Annotated in this window: 15 protein-coding genes; 9 read left to right on the top strand and 6 right to left on the bottom strand. The window is 31.1% G+C overall.

Features of this window, described 5'->3' with window-relative positions; translation table 11 throughout:
- The 7 genes from hemB to WAO74_RS14040 all read left to right on the top strand — a co-directional run.
- A partial coding sequence (gene hemB / locus WAO74_RS14070; protein ID WP_422162906.1) for a porphobilinogen synthase occupies window positions 1-788 on the top strand: 788 nt, incomplete at its 5' end.
- A gap of 64 nt (window positions 789-852) precedes the next feature.
- A complete protein-coding gene (gene hemL, locus WAO74_RS14065; protein ID WP_422162905.1) occupies window positions 853-2142 on the top strand; it encodes a glutamate-1-semialdehyde 2,1-aminomutase in 1290 nt (429 codons plus the stop codon).
- 118 nt (window positions 2143-2260) lie between these two features.
- A complete protein-coding gene (locus WAO74_RS14060) occupies window positions 2261-2638 on the top strand; it encodes a GxxExxY protein (RefSeq protein WP_422162904.1) in 378 nt (125 codons plus the stop codon).
- A 103-nt stretch (window positions 2639-2741) separates the two neighbouring features.
- Complete coding sequence (gene hemE, locus WAO74_RS14055; protein WP_422162903.1) at window positions 2742-3773, top strand: uroporphyrinogen decarboxylase; 1032 nt, start codon at window positions 2742-2744, stop codon at window positions 3771-3773.
- Window positions 3774-3849: 76 nt separating this feature from the next.
- On the top strand, window positions 3850-4608 hold the full coding sequence (locus tag WAO74_RS14050) for an EI24 domain-containing protein (protein ID WP_422162902.1): 759 nt from the start codon (window positions 3850-3852) through the stop codon (window positions 4606-4608).
- Window positions 4598-5500, top strand: a complete 903-nt coding sequence (gene hemF, locus WAO74_RS14045) for an oxygen-dependent coproporphyrinogen oxidase (protein ID WP_422162901.1) — start codon at window positions 4598-4600, stop codon at window positions 5498-5500. The genes WAO74_RS14050 and hemF overlap by 11 nt, the downstream gene beginning before the upstream one ends.
- A gap of 179 nt (window positions 5501-5679) precedes the next feature.
- On the top strand, window positions 5680-7005 hold the full coding sequence (locus WAO74_RS14040) for a dihydrolipoamide acetyltransferase family protein (RefSeq protein WP_422162900.1): 1326 nt from the start codon (window positions 5680-5682) through the stop codon (window positions 7003-7005).
- Window positions 7006-7081: 76 nt separating this feature from the next.
- Here the strand turns inward: WAO74_RS14040 and WAO74_RS14035 are convergent, their stop codons facing one another.
- The 5 genes from WAO74_RS14035 to WAO74_RS14015 form a co-directional block, all read right to left on the bottom strand.
- Window positions 7082-7801, bottom strand: coding sequence for a YebC/PmpR family DNA-binding transcriptional regulator (locus WAO74_RS14035; RefSeq protein WP_422162899.1), 720 nt, complete (start codon window positions 7799-7801; stop codon window positions 7082-7084).
- Between the two features lie 80 nt (window positions 7802-7881).
- Entirely contained in the window at window positions 7882-9069 is a 1188-nt protein-coding gene (locus WAO74_RS14030) for an acetate/propionate family kinase (RefSeq protein ID WP_422162898.1), read from the bottom strand.
- Window positions 9070-9071: 2 nt separating this feature from the next.
- Window positions 9072-11165: a phosphate acetyltransferase gene (pta, locus tag WAO74_RS14025; RefSeq protein WP_422162897.1), complete on the bottom strand. Its 2094-nt coding sequence runs from the start codon at window positions 11163-11165 to the stop codon at window positions 9072-9074.
- 91 nt (window positions 11166-11256) lie between these two features.
- Window positions 11257-12900, bottom strand: coding sequence for an acyl-CoA carboxylase subunit beta (locus WAO74_RS14020; protein ID WP_422162896.1), 1644 nt, complete (start codon window positions 12898-12900; stop codon window positions 11257-11259).
- Window positions 12901-12936: 36 nt separating this feature from the next.
- Window positions 12937-14421 (bottom strand): helix-turn-helix domain-containing protein, encoded by a 1485-nt coding sequence (locus WAO74_RS14015; RefSeq protein ID WP_422162895.1) that lies wholly within the window; start codon window positions 14419-14421, stop codon window positions 12937-12939.
- A gap of 127 nt (window positions 14422-14548) precedes the next feature.
- Here WAO74_RS14015 and aceB point away from each other — a divergent pair, with 127 nt between their 5' ends.
- Both aceB and WAO74_RS14005 read left to right on the top strand, forming a co-directional pair.
- A complete protein-coding gene (gene aceB, locus WAO74_RS14010; protein WP_422162894.1) occupies window positions 14549-16144 on the top strand; it encodes a malate synthase A in 1596 nt (531 codons plus the stop codon).
- A gap of 81 nt (window positions 16145-16225) precedes the next feature.
- Entirely contained in the window at window positions 16226-17857 is a 1632-nt protein-coding gene (locus WAO74_RS14005) for an isocitrate lyase (RefSeq protein WP_422162893.1), read from the top strand.
- A gap of 73 nt (window positions 17858-17930) precedes the next feature.
- Here WAO74_RS14005 and WAO74_RS14000 read toward each other — a convergent pair.
- A partial coding sequence (locus WAO74_RS14000; protein ID WP_422162892.1) for a T9SS type B sorting domain-containing protein occupies window positions 17931-18244 on the bottom strand: 314 nt, incomplete at its 5' end.

The following is an 18244-nucleotide window of genomic DNA, read 5'->3' as shown; positions in this document are numbered from 1 at the left end:
AATTAGATGAGCTTGTTGCCTTAAAAATACCAGCAGTTTTATTATTCGGAATTCCTGCAACCAAAGATGAAGAAGGAACAGAAACTTGGAACGATAATGGAATTATTCAAAAAGCAATTCGCTTTATCAAGAAGAATTATCCAAGCTTATATGTAATTACAGATGTTTGTTTTTGCGAATATACTTCTCATGGACATTGTGGAATTATTCATGATAATGATGTTGATAATGATGCAACTTTAGTAAATATTGCCAAACAAGTAATATCGCATGCTAAAGCAGGAGTAGATATGGTTGCACCTTCAGGAATGATGGATGGAACGATTGATATGATTCGCCAGTCTTTAGACAATACAGGTTTTGTAAACTTGCCAATTATGGCATATTCTGTAAAATATGCATCCGCATTTTATGGCCCTTTTAGAGATGCAGCAGATTCTGCACCTACCTTTGGAGATAGAAGAACGTATCAAATGGATCCATCAAACAGAGATGAAGGAATGCGTGAAGCAACTTTTGATGATCAAGAAGGAGCAGATATTTTAATGGTAAAACCAGCTTTGTCTTATTTAGATATCATTAGAGATTTAAAAAATAATTTTGATAGACCAATTGCTTGTTATAACGTAAGTGGAGAATATGCCATGGTAAAAGCAGCAGCAGAAAAAGGTTGGATTGATGGCGAAAAAGTAATGATGGAAAGTTTACTCTCTATGAAAAGAGCAGGAGCAGATATTATTATCACTTATTTTGCAAAGGAAGCAGCAAGAGTATTATTAAAAAAATAGCCTTTTGCTTTTAGTTGTTAGCATTTTGCAAATAGCCAAAAGCCAAAAGCCAAAAGCTAAAATAATGAAATTCAAAAAATCACAAAAATTATACGAAAAAGGATTGGTAAACCTTGTTGGAGCAGTAAATTCTCCAGTAAGAGCATTTACTTCTGTAGGTGGAAATCCGTTGTTTATCAAAAAAGCAAAAGGAAGTAAAATCATAGATGTTGATGGAAATGAATATGTAGATTTAGTCGTTTCTTATGGACCAATGATTTTAGGGCACAGACATAAAAAAGTAGAAAAAGCAGCTAAAAAAGCCTTGAAAAAAGGATATTCTTTTGGAGCATCTACAGAAGCAGAAATAAAATTAGCTAAAATTGTTTGTGATGCTTTTCCAGGAATGGATAAAGTACGTTTTGTAAATTCAGGAACAGAAGCTGTTTTAAGTGCAGTTCGTTTGGCAAGAGCATTTACAGGGAAAGATAAAATCATAAAATTTTCTGGTTGTTATCATGGTCATCAAGATTCTTTGTTGGTTGCAGCAGGTTCTGGTTTGGCAACGTTAAGTATGCCAGGAAGTAAAGGAGTTCCAGAAGGAGCTGTAAAAAACACATTGATTGCTGAATACAACAATTTAGAAAGTGTAAAAAAACATTTCGAAAATCATGATGATATTGCAGCTGTAATTATCGAACCTATTTGTGGAAATATGGGAGTGGCTATTCCTCAAAATGGATTTTTAGTAGAATTAAAAAATTATTTAGAATCAAAAAACGCCTTGTTAATTGCGGATGAAGTAATGACAGGTTTCCGTTCCAAATTTGGTGGTGCTCAGGAATTATTGGGAGTTACTGCAGATATTACTTGTTTAGGAAAAGTAATTGGTGGAGGTTTTCCTGTGGGAGCTTATGGAGCAAGAAACGAAATTATGCAAGAAGTTGCACCTTTAGGAGGTATGTATCAAGCAGGAACTTTGTCTGGAAATCCAATTGCAATGGCAGGAGGAATATCAACTTTAACAGAATTAAAGAGACAAAATCCTTATAAAAAATTCGAAGAAATTGGTGCTATTTTAGAAGTTATTTTATTAGAAACTGCTAAAAAATACAATGTAGATTTAGTTGTAAATAGATTTGGTTCTATGATGAATCCTTTCTTTACAAATGTAGAGGTAACAAACTTTGAAAAAGCACAAACATCAGATACCAAAAAATTCGCAGTTTTCTTTTGGGAAATGATTAAAAACGGCGTGTTTTTACCTCCAAGTCAGTTTGAAGCTTGGTTTTTAAACTCTGCAATTTCAGACAAGGATATTAAAATAATAGCAATTGCAGTTGATAAAGGGATGTTAGCTGTGAGTAAAATGTAAATAAAAAGAAACGCAAAGACACAAAGGAAAGCGCAAAGAGCGCAGAGTTTTTTTAAAGTGAGATTTACTTTGCGACCTTTGCGAAAAATCTTTGCGCCTTTGCGTTTAAACAAACAAAATGACTGAAAACGAAATTTCTAAAATTATAGTCGACTGTGCTTTAAAAGTTCACAGAGCTTTAGGGCCAGGTCTTTTAGAAAGTTCTTATGACGAGTGTTTGTTTTATGAAATTGGTAAAAGAAATTTAAAAGTAGAAAAACAAAAAGCATTGCCTTTAATCTATGAAGAAGTAAAATTGAATGTAGGTTATAGAATAGACTTAATTGTTGAAGATAAAGTAATTGTTGAATTGAAATCTGTGGAAATGATAAACGATGTTCATTTAGCGCAGGTTTTAACTTACCTGAAGTTATCAGAATGTAAGTTAGGTTTATTGATTAATTTTAATGTTGCTTTAATAAAACATGGAATTAAAAGAGTAGTAAATAATTTGTAGAATTAACCGTAAAGAATCAAAGGTAAGCGCAAAGTGCGCAAAGAAATTTTCATAAAACCTTTGCTTACTCTGCGAAAAAACTTAGCGCCTTTGCGTTTAAATTATGATTAAAAACGATTTATTTTTAAGAGCATTAAAAGGAGAAACAGTAGACAGACCACCAGTTTGGATGATGAGACAAGCTGGAAGATATTTACCAGAATTTCAAGAAATAAAAAAGAAATACGATTTTTTTACGCGTTGTCAAACTCCAGAATTAGCATCAGAAATCACAGTGCAACCGATCAGAAGATATGGAATGGATGCTGCAATTTTATTTTCAGATATTTTGGTAATTCCACAAGCCATGAATATTCATGTGGAAATGAAACCAAATTTCGGGCCTTATTTACCAAATCCTATTCGTTCTCAAAAAGATTTAGATTCTGTAATTATTCCAGATATTCAAGATACTTTAGGGTATGTGATGGATGCAATTAAGGCAACCAAAGAAAAATTAAATAACGAAGTTCCTTTAATTGGTTTTGCAGGATCACCTTGGACAATTTTATGTTATTGTGTGCAAGGTCAAGGTTCCAAAAACTTCGATAAAGCTAAAGAATTGTGTTTCACAAATCCTGTGGTTGCACACTCCTTATTACAAAAAATTACAGATACAACAATTGCTTATTTAAAAGCAAAAATAGCAGCTGGAGTAGATGCAGTGCAGGTTTTTGATTCTTGGGGAGGCATGTTGTCTCCAGTAGATTATCAAGAATTTTCATGGCAATATATGCAGCAAATTATAGATGCTTTAAAAGACAGTATTCCTGTAATTGCTTTTGGAAAAGGTTGTTGGTTTGCATTGAATGAAATGTCTAAATCTGGAGCTTCTGCCTTAGGTGTAGATTGGACTTGTTCTGCCAGAAATGCACGTTACTTATCAGGAGGTAGAATTACTTTACAAGGTAATTTCGATCCTTCCAGATTGTTTTCATCTCCAAAAGAAATTAAAAAAATGGTTACTCAAATGATTAACGAGTTTGGGAAAGATAGATATATTGTAAATTTAGGACATGGAATTTTACCAAATATTCCTTTAGAAAATGCAAAGGCATTTGTAGATGCTGTAAAAGAGTATAAAAGCCCATCTTAATCTTCCCAAAGGGAAGAAAAACTTTTGGTTTTAAGTATGAGTTTCCTTTCCTTTGGAAAGGATTAAGTAAAGGATAATGATTAAAAACATCATTTTAGGAATCAAAGAATACACTGGTGCATTTGCGCTTATTTCAAAATTAAAATTATGGAAATATTTTATAATTCCTATTTTAATAAGTGTTGTAACCGCCATTTTAATAGGTGTAGAAGTCTATGTGTTATCGGATAATATTGGTGCTTATATTTCAAAAATATGGATTTGGGATTGGGGCAAAGAAGGTTTTATAGCCATTAGTAATTTTGTTGGTGGTGTAATTGTCTTGGTTATTGGCTTAATTTTATATAAACATATAATTATGGCATTATCTGCGCCATTTATGAGTCCTGTATCAGAAAAAATTGAGCAACATTATTATGGAGATTTAAAACATTTGCATAGAAAAACAAGCATTACAGAACAATTACTTAGAGGAATTGCAATTAATCTTAGAAATCTTTTTAAAGAATTACTTTTTACAATTCCTATTCTGATTTTAAAATTCATACCCATTGTAAACATATTTTCTACTATTTTACTATTTATAGTACAAGCATATTATGCAGGTTTTGGAAATATGGATTATACTTTAGAACGCCACTTAAATTATAAAGAAAGCGTCAATTTTGTAAAAAGAAATAAAGGATATGCTATTGGAAATGGAATTGTTTTTATGCTGTTTTTGTTAATTCCGATAATCGGAATTATTATAGTTTTACCACTTTCTGTAACTGCAGCTTCTAAAAAAACGGTTCAATTGATGCATAATAAACATGAGGTGGTTTATGAAAAATAAATTTTACAAATACATAGAAAATTTGCAAGATTCAATAACTTCTAAATTAGAAGAAATTGACGGTAAAGCTAAATTTAAACAAGATCTTTGGTCTAGAAAAGAAGGTGGAGGAGGTAGAACCAGAGTCATAGAAAATGGAGATATTTTTGAAAAAGGAGGTGTCAATATTTCTGCGGTTTATGGAGAGTTACCTGAAGTTTTAAGAAATCAATTTAAAGTTAAAGAAGGTAATTTTTTTGCTTGTGGATTGAGTTTGGTTTTGCATCCAAAAAATCCTTTTGTACCAACAGTTCACGCAAATTGGCGCTATTTTGAAATGTATGATGAGAAAGGAAACATTGTCACCCAATGGTTTGGTGGTGGTCAAGATTTAACTCCTTATTATTTATTTGATGAGGATGCAACTCATTTTCATACAGTTTGTAAATCGGCTTGTGACAAACACCATTCAGAATTTTATCCGAAGTTTAAAAAAACCTGTGATGAATATTTTTGGAATTCACACAGAAACGAAGCGCGTGGAATTGGAGGTTTATTCTTCGATTATTTAAAAGAAAACGATGAATTTTCTATAGAAGATAGATTCAATTTTGTAACAGAAGTTGGTAATAGTTTTCTAGATAGTTATGTTCCTATTGTTCAAAAAAGAAAAGAAATTCCATTCACCAAAGAACACAAAGATTGGCAAGAAATTAGAAGAGGTAGGTATGTAGAATTCAATTTGGTGCATGACAGAGGAACTTTATTCGGCTTAAAAACAAATGGAAGAATCGAAAGTATATTAATGAGTTTGCCACCAATTGTTCAGTGGAAATACAACCATCAGCCAAAAGAAAATTCTGAAGAAAAGAGATTGGTAGAGGTTTTAAAACGCCCTAAAGATTGGATTTAATTTAGCTATCTGCGAATAAATACTTATTTTATTATAGATTTCGTAAATTAAATATACCTAAAACTTAATTTATTATTAATAGTGTAAATATTTACTTTAAAAATTATAATATTTTAAAATATATTTTAAAAAAAATCAAGCCTTTTTTGTATTTTTGCAATCTTAAAATTTAGGAAGTAATGGCAAGATTTGAATTAAAGTTACCAAAAATGGGAGAGAGTGTTGCAGAAGCAACCATTACTTCTTGGTTAAAAGAAGTTGGAGATACCATAGAATTAGATGAAGCTGTTGTAGAAATTGCAACAGACAAAGTAGATTCTGAGGTGCCAAGTGAAGTAGAAGGTACTTTAGTTGAAATTTTATTCGAAAAAGATGCAGTTGTCGGTGTTGGAGAAACCATTGCTATTATAGAAACTGAAGGATCAGATTCAACTTCGGCTATTATTGCGAACAAAGTTGAGAAATCTCAAGTAGAACAGCCTCAAGTTACTGAAGTAGAAAAAACAATAGAAAAAGCAGTAGAAATTGTTTCTACTCCAATTGCTAAAAATTCAGATTCTGGTAAATTTTACTCGCCTTTAGTTCGAAATATTGCGCAAACAGAGGGAGTTTCTATGGAAGAATTAGAAACTATTGTTGGTACAGGAAAAGATAATAGAGTTACCAAAGATGATATTTTATCTTACGTACAAAATAAAGGAAAATCTTCACTGCCAAAAGTAGAATCTGCTAAAATTGAATCACCAAAACCAACTGAAAAACCGGTGGCAAAAGCAGCTCCAGTTTCTGTAAATGGAGGAGATGAAATTATAGAAATGTCTAGAATGGGTAAATTGATTGCCAAACACATGGTAGATTCTGTTCAGACTTCTGCACACGTGCAATCTTTTATAGAAATAGATGTTACAAATATTGTAAAATGGAGAGATAAAGTAAAAGATGCCTTCTTAAAAAGAGAAGGTGAAAAGCTAACTTTTACACCTATTTTAATGCAAGCAATTGCAACAACAATTAAAAAGTATCCAATGATTAATATTGCTTTAGATGGTGATAAAATCATTAAAAAGAAAAATATAAATTTAGGAATGGCTGCAGCTTTACCAGATGGAAATTTAATTGTACCTGTAATTAAAAATGCAGATCAGTTGAATTTGGTTGGAATGACAAAATCTGTAAACGATTTAGCAAACAGAGCAAGAAATAACGCTTTAAAACCAGACGAAATTCAAGGTGGAACGTACACAGTTACAAACGTGGGTAGTTTTGGTTCTGTAATGGGCACACCAATTATAAATCAACCACAAGTAGCAATTTTAGCTTTAGGAGCTATAAGAAAAGTACCTGCTGTTATCGAAACACCTGATGGAGATTTTATTGGAATCAGACAAAGAATGTTTGTTTCTCATTCTTACGATCACAGAGTTGTAAATGGTGCTTTAGGAGGAATGTTTATTAGCACTCTTAAAGAAATTTTAGAAGCTTGGGATGTTAATGCTGACTTTTAAAAAAAGATATAAATTTTAAAACGCTTGGAAATTCCAAGCGTTTTTTATTTAAGCTATTATTTTATGATGAGATATTTTATTCTTCTTCCATAGAATGATACACGTTTTGCACATCATCATCTTCATCTAAACGTTCTAATAATTTTTCAACGTCTGCTTTTTGTTCTTCATTTAATTTTGTGGTAGTTGTCGGAATTCTTTCGAAACCAGAAGATAAAATTTCAATATTATTTGCTTCAAAATAATTTTGTAGCGCACCAAATTGCTCAAAAGGAGCATAAATAATTAAACCTTCCTCATCGTTAAAAACTTCTTCTACTTCAAAATCTATCAACTCTAATTCTAGTTCTTCCAATTCAATAGAAACGTCTTCTTTTTTGATTGTAAAATTACAGGTATGATCGAACATAAAAACTACAGAACCAGAGGTTCCTAAATTTCCATCACATTTGTTAAAAGAAGCTCTAACATTGGCAACAGTTCTGTTGTTATTATCTGTTGCAGTTTCTACGATTAATGCAATTCCATGAGGTGCATACCCTTCAAAAATGGTTTCTTTATAATTGGCAGTATCTTTGTCTGATGCCTTTTTTATTGCACGATCAATAGTATCTTTAGGCATATTTGCAGCCTTCGCATTCTGAATAACCGCTCTTAAACGCGAGTTTGTTTCTGCATTTGGTCCTCCTTCTTTTACAGCCATTACAATGTCTTTCCCAATTCTGGTAAAGGTTTTAGCCATTGCAGACCAACGTTTCATTTTCCTTGCTTTTCGAAACTCAAATGCTCTTCCCATTTCTAATGATTGTTTAGTTTAAAATACCTGCAAATGTAAAAAATTAGATGCTTGTTTTACAAATTTTTGTTATTCGTATTTTAGATTAAAAGTTGATATGTTTGTTTGGCAATTTCAATTTCTTCGTTTGTTGGAATCACTAAAATTTTAACTTTAGATGTTTCAGTTTGAATTTCTCTTAGCTGTTTAGAGCGAATTTTATTTTTATCATCATCTAAATGGATGCCTAAAAAATCTAAATTTTCACAAGCTAATTCTCTCATTAGATAAGAGTTTTCTCCAATGCCCGCTGTAAAAATAATAGCATCCAAACCATTTAAAATGGTTGCATAAAAACCAATATATTTTTTAATTCGATAAGCGGCTAAATCTAACGCATTTTTGCAGTCTGCATTTCCATTTTCTGCTTTTTCAGAAATTTCACGTAAATCAGAAAAGCCAGTTAAACCTTGCATTCCAGAATCTTTGTTTAGTAGAGTAGATACTTCATCTGCAGTTTTTCCTAATTTTTTCATCAAATAGAAAATAACAGATTGATCTATATCTCCACATCTAGTTCCCATTACCAAACCATTCATAGGGCCAAAACCTAATGAGTTTTCTATACTTTTTCCATTTTTAATGGCAGACATGCTACAGCCATTTCCTAAATGAATTGTAATGATGTTTTTCGAATTTTCTTTTCCTAAATATTCGATTGCTTTTTCTGAAACGTATTTATGACTTGTGCCATGAAATCCATAAGCTCTAATATGATAATCATTTAAATACTCATTTTTAATTGCATATTGATATGCTTCTTTTGGCATTGTTTGATGAAAAGCAGTATCGAAAATGGCAATTTGTTTTGCAGAGGTAAAAATAGTTTCTGCAATTTCTATGCCTGTTAAATTTGCAGGATTGTGCAGTGGAGCTAAATCGAATAAATCACGAATACTATCTTTAACTTCTTGATTAACAATGGTTGGTGCTGCAAATTTACTTCCTCCATGAACTACTCTATGACCTACTGCTTCAATTTCATCAACAGATTTTACAACTCCAATTTTAGAGTCTAGTAAAGTTTCTGCAACTTTTTTTAAACCTGATTCGTGGCTTAAAATTGATAAAATTTCTGAATGTTTATCCTCATTTTTTTCATGCGTAAAAATGGCATCTTCCATACCAATTCTTTCCACCAAACCAACACATTTAACATTTTCTGATGGCATTTCTATCACTTGATATTTTAAAGATGATGAGCCCGCATTTAAAACTAAAATATTCATAATTAATCTTGATTTGCTTGAATTGCGGTTAGTAAAACTGTGTTAAAAATATCATCTACTGTGCAGCCTCTGCTTAAGTCATTCACTGGTTTGTTTAATCCTTGCAGCATTGGACCAATTGCCAAAGCTCCTGTTTCTCTTTGTATGGCTTTGTAAGTATTATTACCTGTATTTAAATCAGGAAAAATTAATACAGATGCTTGACCTGCAACTTTAGAATTTGGCATTTTAGTTTTGGCAACAGACATATCTACTGCAGCATCATATTGTATTGGGCCTTCTATTAACAAATCTGGATTGATGCTTTTTGCAATTTCTGTTGCTTTTCTTACTTTTTCTACTTCTTCTCCAATTCCTGAACTTCCAGAAGAATAAGAAAGCATGGCCACTTTTGCTTTAATTCCAAAAGCTTCTGCAGATGCTGCTGATGATATTGCAATTTCTGCTAATTGTTCTGCATTTGGATTTGGATTTACTGCACAATCTCCCATCACAGAAACTCTGTCTGATAAACACATAAAAAATACTGATGAAACTACAGAAACACCAGGTTTTGTTTTAATAATTTGCAAAGCTGGTTTTATAGTGTGCATGGTTGTATGAATTGCTCCAGAAACCATACCATCTGCTAAACCATTTAAAATCATTAAAGTACCATAATATGAAACGTCTCTAGTTAAATCTAAAGCTGTGGTTTCTGTCATTCCTTTGTGTTTTCTGGCTTCAAAAAGGGTTTTTCCAAAATCGTTATTGTAAACAGAATCTTCAGGATTTAAGACGTTTATTTTCTCTAAATCGATTTGCAAACCTAATTGATTACATTTTGATTGTATTTCTTTTTTATCGCCTAAAATGGTTAAATCGACAATGTCTAACAATTGCAAGCGAGCAGCAGCTTCTAAAATTCGTTCGTCATTTCCTTCTGGTAAAACAATGTGTTTTCTGCTCAATTTTGCTTTTTGCAGCAAATTATATTGAAACATACTTGGCGTTAATTTCTCTGAATTAAAACTTGATAAAATGGCTGTAAGTGCAGTTGCGTTTACATATTTATCAAAAGTATCTAATGCCAGAACAATTTTTTTGGTGTTGGATGCGTAAATTTTAGGTTTTACAGCACCAATTTTATTAGATACTCCAAAAGTTCCACCATCAACTGTAATTATAGGAACAGTAGATTGTACACCTTCAATCAATTTTAAAATAGATTCTTCTGGAATTAAATTTCCTGTTAAAATAATTCCAGAAATTTTTGGATAATTACTAGATTCATTTGCTTGCAAAGCGCCCAAAATAATATCTGCTCTGTCTCCAGGTGTAATTACAAGTGCATTTTCTTTAATATAAGTTAGATAATTTCGCAATTGCATTGCACCTGTGCTGTAGCTGCCTATGGCATTGTCTAAAAATTGTTCACCAAAAAGAATTTTGCCATTTAATTCTTCAACTACCTCTTTTACAGTTGGGTATGCTAAAAAATTAACTTTAGGAACAACATCAATATGAACTTCTTTTGGAATTACTTTTCGTAATTCTTTGGTAATGAATTCCATTTCATCAACTTCGGTTTTGTTGGCAATAACACCAATAACGTCTACCTCTTTTTGTACAAAAGATTTGTAGGTAAGTTGCATTACATTAATAAAATCTTTCTTTTTTTTGTCATTTCCTGCACCTACAATTAATACTGGAACACCTAAATTTTTAGCAATCATAAGGTTTACATCTAATTCTGTAAAACCTCCTTCACCAGAAAAATCGGTACCTTCAATTAATACGTAATCGTAATATGATTCTAAATTTTTGTATTTTTTGATGATTGCATGAATTACATCGTCAGTTTTACCTTGGCTTAACAATTCTACAACATCATGTTGCTCAAAAGCATAGCAATCTTCATACTTAATGTCTAAATTAAAAAAATTGATAGCTGTATTTGTATGATTATCAAATTGATTATTTTCGCCTTTATTAATAATAGGTCTAAAATAACCTACTTTAGAAGATTGATTTAACATCATTCTTAAAATACCTAGTGAAATTAAAGATTTACCACTGTTAGGTTCTATGGTAGTTACAAAAATTGATTTACTCATTTTTAGAAGTTTAGTGCAAAAATAAGATATAAAAAAATGACTAATTGTGATATTAGTCATTAATTGTTTATTGAAATATAAGTGCTATTTATTAAACCTGTAAAACCCCCATATTGAATTTCTTTTCAATTGGTGCGTGGTTTGCAGCTTCAATTCCCATAGAAATCCAAGTTCTGGTTTCTAATGGATTGATGACAGCATCTGTCCAAATTCTTGCTGCAGCATAATAAGGAGAAATCTGCCTGTCATAACGTGATTTTATTTTGTCAAAAAGTTCAGCTTCTTTTTCTGGAGTAATTTCTTCGCCTTTCTTTTTAAGTGATGCAGTTTCTATTTGCAGTAAAACTTTTGCAGCAGAATTCCCACTCATTACAGCTAGTTCTGCACTTGGCCAAGCAACAATTAATCTTGGGTCGTAAGCTTTACCACACATGGCATAATTTCCTGCACCATAAGAATTACCTATAACAATTGTAAATTTTGGAACGACAGAATTGCTCACAGCATTTACCATTTTAGCACCATCTTTAATAATTCCTCCATGTTCAGATTTTGAGCCAACCATAAAACCAGTAACGTCTTGTAAAAAAACTAATGGTATTTTTTTCTGATTGCAATTGGCAATAAAACGTGTGGCTTTATCAGCAGAATCGTTATAAATAACACCACCAAATTGCATTTCTGTTGGCTTTGTTTTTGAGGAAGTTGTTTTTACTAATTTTCTCTGATTGGCTACAATACCAACTGCCCAACCATCAATTCTGGCATAACCAGTTAATATGGTTTGTCCATAACCTTGTTTATATTGCTCAAATTCAGATTTGTCTACCAAGCGTTTTATGATTTCTAACATATCATATTGAGCATTTCTTTCTCTTGGTAGAATTCCAAAAATATCATCTTGATTTTCTTTTGGCTCAAAAGATTCAGTTTTGCTAAAACCAGCTTTATCATAGTCACCAATTTTATCAACAATAAATCTTATTTTATCTAAAGCATCTTTATCGTCTTTTGCTTTGTAATCTGTAACCCCAGAAACTTCGCAATGCGTAGTTGCTCCGCCTAAAGTTTCATTGTCAATAGATTCGCCAATTGCAGCTTTTACCAAATAACTTCCTGCTAAAAAAATACTTGCAGTTTTATCTACAATTAGAGCTTCATCACTCATAATTGGAAGATAAGCTCCACCAGCAACACAGCTACCCATTACAGCAGAAATTTGAGTAATTCCCATAGAACTCATTACTGCATTGTTTCTAAAAATGCGTCCAAAATGTTCTTTATCTGGAAAAATTTCATCTTGCATTGGTAAATAAACGCCTGCAGAATCTACTAGATAGATTATAGGTAATTTATTTTCTATGGATATTTCTTGAGCACGTAAATTCTTTTTTCCAGTGATTGGAAACCAAGCACCCGCTTTTACAGTAGCATCATTTGCAACAACAATACATTGCTTGTCTTTAATGTAACCAATTTTTACAACCACACCTCCTGAAGGACAACCTCCATGTTCTGCATACATGTCTTCGCCAGCAAAAGCTCCAATTTCTATAGATTTTGAATTATCGTCTAATAAATAATCGATTCTTTCTCTAGCTGTCATTTTGCCATTTGCATGGTGTTTGTCAATTCTTTTTTGACCTCCACCTAATTTTACTTTTGCAAATTTTCTGCGTAAATCTGAAACTAAAAGTTTGTTGTAATCTTCGTTTTTATTGAAGTTGATATCCATAAATTTTCGCTATTTTATTATTATAAAACACTAATTTTAACTGTATGATTTGATAATATTGTCAACGGTTTTTGCAATATCATTATATTTATTTTTTTTCTGTAAGCTTGTAGCATTTGCAGCTCTTTCTTTACAATTTTCTACTGCACAGGTTTCGCAGGTAACACCTACCAATTTCTTTGGAAAAGTGTCTTCATTTAAAAAATTAATTTTACTTTTTAAATGGGGAGAAAGCAACATACCAATACTAACGCTTCTGCTAATGTCTTTCTTAAAGGGATCTTGAGTAGCCGAAGAAAGCACTAAATATTCGTTCTTTTGATTTACATAAGAAGAAATTTGAATGCCAAAAGTTGGTCTAGATTTATCAGTTTTTTCTAAATCTTGAATGGTTTTAATAGAAATCCATCGTCTGCAATAATGTTCATTTTTTCTGTTGGCATGTGGTGTTTGCTGTTGCGTAATATGTAGCTCTTTATTAAGTCTAAATTCTGGAGAACCTTCTTGATGGGTAAATCTTAAGAAAAATAAATTTTTAATATTAAAAAATTTGGGTAAAATATTCGTTAAACGTTGGTAAAATGTTTCTTGAGAACAATTAAAATGTTTAATTATTTGATGTAACTTTAAAGGCTTCCATTCTTCTAAAGAAAATAAATTTGTCAATTTTTCTGTTAAGTTTTTTCTTGGGATGATTAAAGCACCTGCAAAATATGAAGCAATAAAATTATTTAAAACTTGGTCAAAACTATCAAATTTTATCCAAGGAAAAGTGTACAAACGATCATCAATATTTAAAAAATTATAGGCTATTTCTTTTGCATAGATAAATGTTTTTTGAGCTTCAGAAATGTTTTTATCAATTAATAAAATATTTTTTGACGGTATAAAAATGTTTCTTAATTCATCTAAGTTTTTGTGCTTTTCAATTTCATCCATGTTAATTTTGTAGCCAAATTCTTCTATTAAAATTTCCTCTAAATCTATCGAGGTTATTCTCTTCGATAAATCAATATGATATGCTTTTGCAAACTTTTCTACATCATTTTCAATTTCTTCGAAATAATTATTGTGCGCTTCTTGGTAGGAGCGCAAAGAGGCTAAAAAAAAACTTTCTCTACTTAAATTATAGTTTTGGGCAATTTTAATAATAGTGCTTATAAACGCATTTACTTTTGCAGGAGCATTTGCAACGATGTCTATTAAGTTGTTTTCTTTAATGCCAAATAATTCTAAAGGAATTTCTTTTAAAATTTTTGATTGTAAAATTTCACCAATTGGAGCTAGGTTTTTATCTAGTTTTAAGGAGACTAAATGATCATAAGGCACATCCAAACTTTCAGATAACAATAAAATTTTATCTGTTTTAGGGTATTTTTTTCCCTTTTCTATTTCGTTTAAATACGATTTAGATAAGCCTGATAATTTTGCCAAACCAAATAAAGAAAGATTTCTTTCTGTTCTTATTTGTTTCAATTTTAATCCGAAAATTATACGAATATACTCGTCTTCTAAACTCATAAATCAAAGGTACTATTATTAAGCGAATATATAAAAAAATAAAATTTATTAAATTTAGCGAACGTTCGCTTGTGGAGTTCAAATTTTATTTATATCATTGCAGTGTAATAAATTAATATTTTTAATTATGGAAGAAAGTATAATAACCTCAGAAATTAGATTTGATGGATTCGAAATTGAGAATTATGAAGAAATTTTAACAAACGAAGCACAGATTTTTTTGTTAGAATTGCACACTAAATTTAATAATAGACGATTAAAATTATTAGAGGAAAGAGAAGTTGAACAAGCTTTTTTTGATGCGGGTAATTATCCATCGTTTCCAGAAGAAACAAAAAATATTAGGGAATCTGATTGGGTTTGTGCCCCATTACCAGAAGATTTATTAGATAGAAGAGTGGAAATTACTGGTCCTGTGGATCGTAAAATGGTTATCAATGCCTTAAATTCTGGAGCGAAAACTTTCATGGCAGATTTTGAGGATAGTAATTCTCCTAGCATTCAAAATAATTTAGAAGGGCAAATTAATTTAAGAGATGCAAATCTTAGAACGATATCATTTTACAATCCTAAAAAAGACAAACAATATAATTTAAATGAAGAGGTTGCAACTCTACTTGTAAGACCTAGAGGTTTGCATTTAAATGAAAAACATTTTGTAGTTGATGGTGAAGAAATGTCTGGCTCTATAGTAGATTTTGGGTTGTACTTTTTTCACAATATTAAAATTTTACAAGCTAGAAATTCTGCTACTTATTTTTACTTACCAAAATTGGAGCATTATTTAGAAGCACGTTTTTGGAATGATGTTTTTGTGTTTGCACAAGATTATTTAAGTATACCTCAAAACACTATTAAAGCAACTGTTTTAGTAGAGACTATTACTGCTAGTTTTCAGTTAGATGAAATTATTTACGAGTTAAGAAATCATATGTCTGGTTTGAATTGTGGACGATGGGATTATATATTTTCATTCATCAAAAAATTTAGAAATCATAAAGGTTTTATGGTGCCAAATAGAGATCAAATAACGATGAATTCTCCTTTTATGAAAGCGTATTCTTTAAAAGTTATTCAAAGATGTCATAAAAGAGGTGTACATGCAATGGGTGGAATGGCTGCTCAAATTCCGATTAAAAATGATGAAATGGCGAATGAATTAGCCTTTAAAAAAGTAATAACAGATAAACAGCAAGAAGTTAAAAATGGACATGATGGAACTTGGGTTGCGCATCCAGATTTGGTATCAATTGCAATGACCGTTTTTAATGATTACATGATGACAAAAAATCAAATTCATGTTAAAAGATTTGATGTTAATGTTGGTGAGAAAGACTTAGTAGAATTACCAAAAGGAACGATAACAGAAGTTGGAATTCGTAAAAATATTAATGTAGGAATCCTATATATAGAAAGTTGGTTAAGAGGTAATGGAGCTGCAGCAATTTATAATTTAATGGAAGATGCTGCAACAGCAGAAATATCTAGAACGCAAATTTGGTTATGGCTTCAAAAAGAAGTAACAATAAATAATGGTGAAACTTTTAATACAGAAAATTATGAAAAATTCAAACATCAAGAGATTGAAAAAATTAAAAATTATGTTGGACAAGATGCGTTCGATAATGGCAAATTCGAAAAAGCAATACAATTATTTGACGAGCTTGTTTTAACAGAAAAATTTGAAGAATTTTTAACTTTATCAGCATACCATCATATATAAAAAAAGTCTCGCAACTACTGCAATAGTTAACGAGACGTAATTATCAAAATCGCAAAACCTTAATAATTAAAAGACAAAATTATGAAAAATTTATCACAAAGTAGTTATAGTTCAGCTTTAGAAACTGTAAGAAATTTAAAAGAAAAATATGGCAATACTTGGAGTGCAATCAACTCAGAAAATGCTGCAAGAATGGTTGCACAAAATCGCTTTAAAACTGGTTTAGACATTGCAAAATACACTGCTGCAATTATGAGAAAAGATATGGCAGAATACGATGTAGATAAAACAAAATACACACAATCTTTAGGTTGTTGGCATGGTTTTGTGGCACAGCAAAAAATGATTGCTGTTAAACAACATCACAAAACTACTAGCAAAAAATATTTATACTTATCAGGTTGGATGGTTGCTGCTTTGCGTTCTGAATTTGGTCCTTTACCAGATCAATCTATGCACGAAAAAACAGCAGTATCTTCTTTAATTGAAGAAATTTATGATTTTTTACGTCAAGCAGATGCAATTGAATTAAATGATTTATTTAGAAGGTTGGAAAATGGAGAAGATGTGCAACATAAAATTGATAATTTTGATTCTCATATAGTGCCAATTATTGCAGATATAGATGCTGGTTTTGGGAATGAAGAAGCAACTTATTTATTGGCAAAAAAAATGATTCAAGCTGGTGCTTGTGCTATTCAAATAGAAAATCAGGTTTCTGATGCAAAACAATGTGGGCATCAAGATGGAAAAGTAACAGTGCCTCATGAAGATTTTATTGCAAAATTAAATGCGATTAGATATGCATTTTTAGAATTGGGTGTAGAAGATGGAATCATAGTTGCTAGAACAGATTCTGAAGGTGCAAGTTTAACTCAAAAGTTGCCTGTAAGTCAAGAGCCAGGTGATTTGGCATCGCAATATTTAGCTTTTGTAGACGCAGAAGAAATTACTTTAAAGGAAGCAAAAGAAGATGATGTTTTATTAAAAAGAGGAGGTAAATTATTACGCCCAATTAGATTAGCAAATGGTTTGTATAAATTTAAAGAAGGTTCTAATATTGATAGAGTTGTTTTAGATTGCATAACAAGTTTGCAAAATGGTGCAGATTTATTATGGATAGAAACGCCAACTCCAAATGTAAAGCAAATTGCAAATATGGTAAATAGAATTAAAGAAGTTGTACCAAATGCAAAGTTGGTTTACAACAATTCTCCATCATTTAATTGGACATTGAATTTCAGAAATCAAGTGTATCATGAAATGTTAACAGAAGGAGAAAATATGACATTTTATGATAGAAATAATTTAATGAGTTCAGATTATGATGGTTCTGAATTGTGTCATAGGGCAGATCAGAAAATTCGAACGTTCCAAATTGATGGGGCAAGAGAAGCAGGTATTTTTCATCACTTAATTACCTTGCCAACTTATCACACAACTGCACTTCACATGAACGAATTAACAGAAGGTTATTTTGGTGAAGATGGAATGCTGGCTTATGTAAAAGGAGTACAAAGACAAGAAATTAGAAAAGGAGTGGCTTGTGTAAAACACCAAAGAATGGCAGGATCTGATTTGGGTGATGATCACAAAACTTTCTTTACTGGTGATAAAGCTTTAAAAGCTGGGGGAACAAAAAACACATCGAATCAATTTGGAGTTAAAGAAACAGCTAAAAAAGTAAAGTTAGAAATATCGAAAGTGGCTTAATTTTAAAATATTTAGTTTAATTAGTTTAGATAGAAAATCCTCTTTAAAATTTTTTAAAGAGGATTTTTATTTTTTATTTTCTCAACAACGAAAAATTTCCTTTTTTGTTAATGGTTGGTTTATTCATGTTTGCAGGTGTTAAAGTAACATCAAACCAATAATCTCCAGAAGGCATTAATTTACCTTGCGACATTCCATTCCAACCTTGCCCATCAATAGGTTCTTGTGCAACTAATTTTCCAAATCTGTTAAAAATATTAATTTTTGCATTCGGATAAAAAGTTTGATTGGCACCTTTTACAACCCAAGTATCATTTTGGCTATCTCCATTTGGTGTAAAGAATTTTGGAAACTGAATTACAGAAACTAATAAAGTAGTGTCTGGCA

The sequence above is a fragment of the Polaribacter sp. genome, from assembly GCF_049276715.1.
Lineage (GTDB): Bacteria > Bacteroidota > Bacteroidia > Flavobacteriales > Flavobacteriaceae > Polaribacter.
This window is presented reverse-complemented; position numbering and strand designations above follow the sequence as displayed.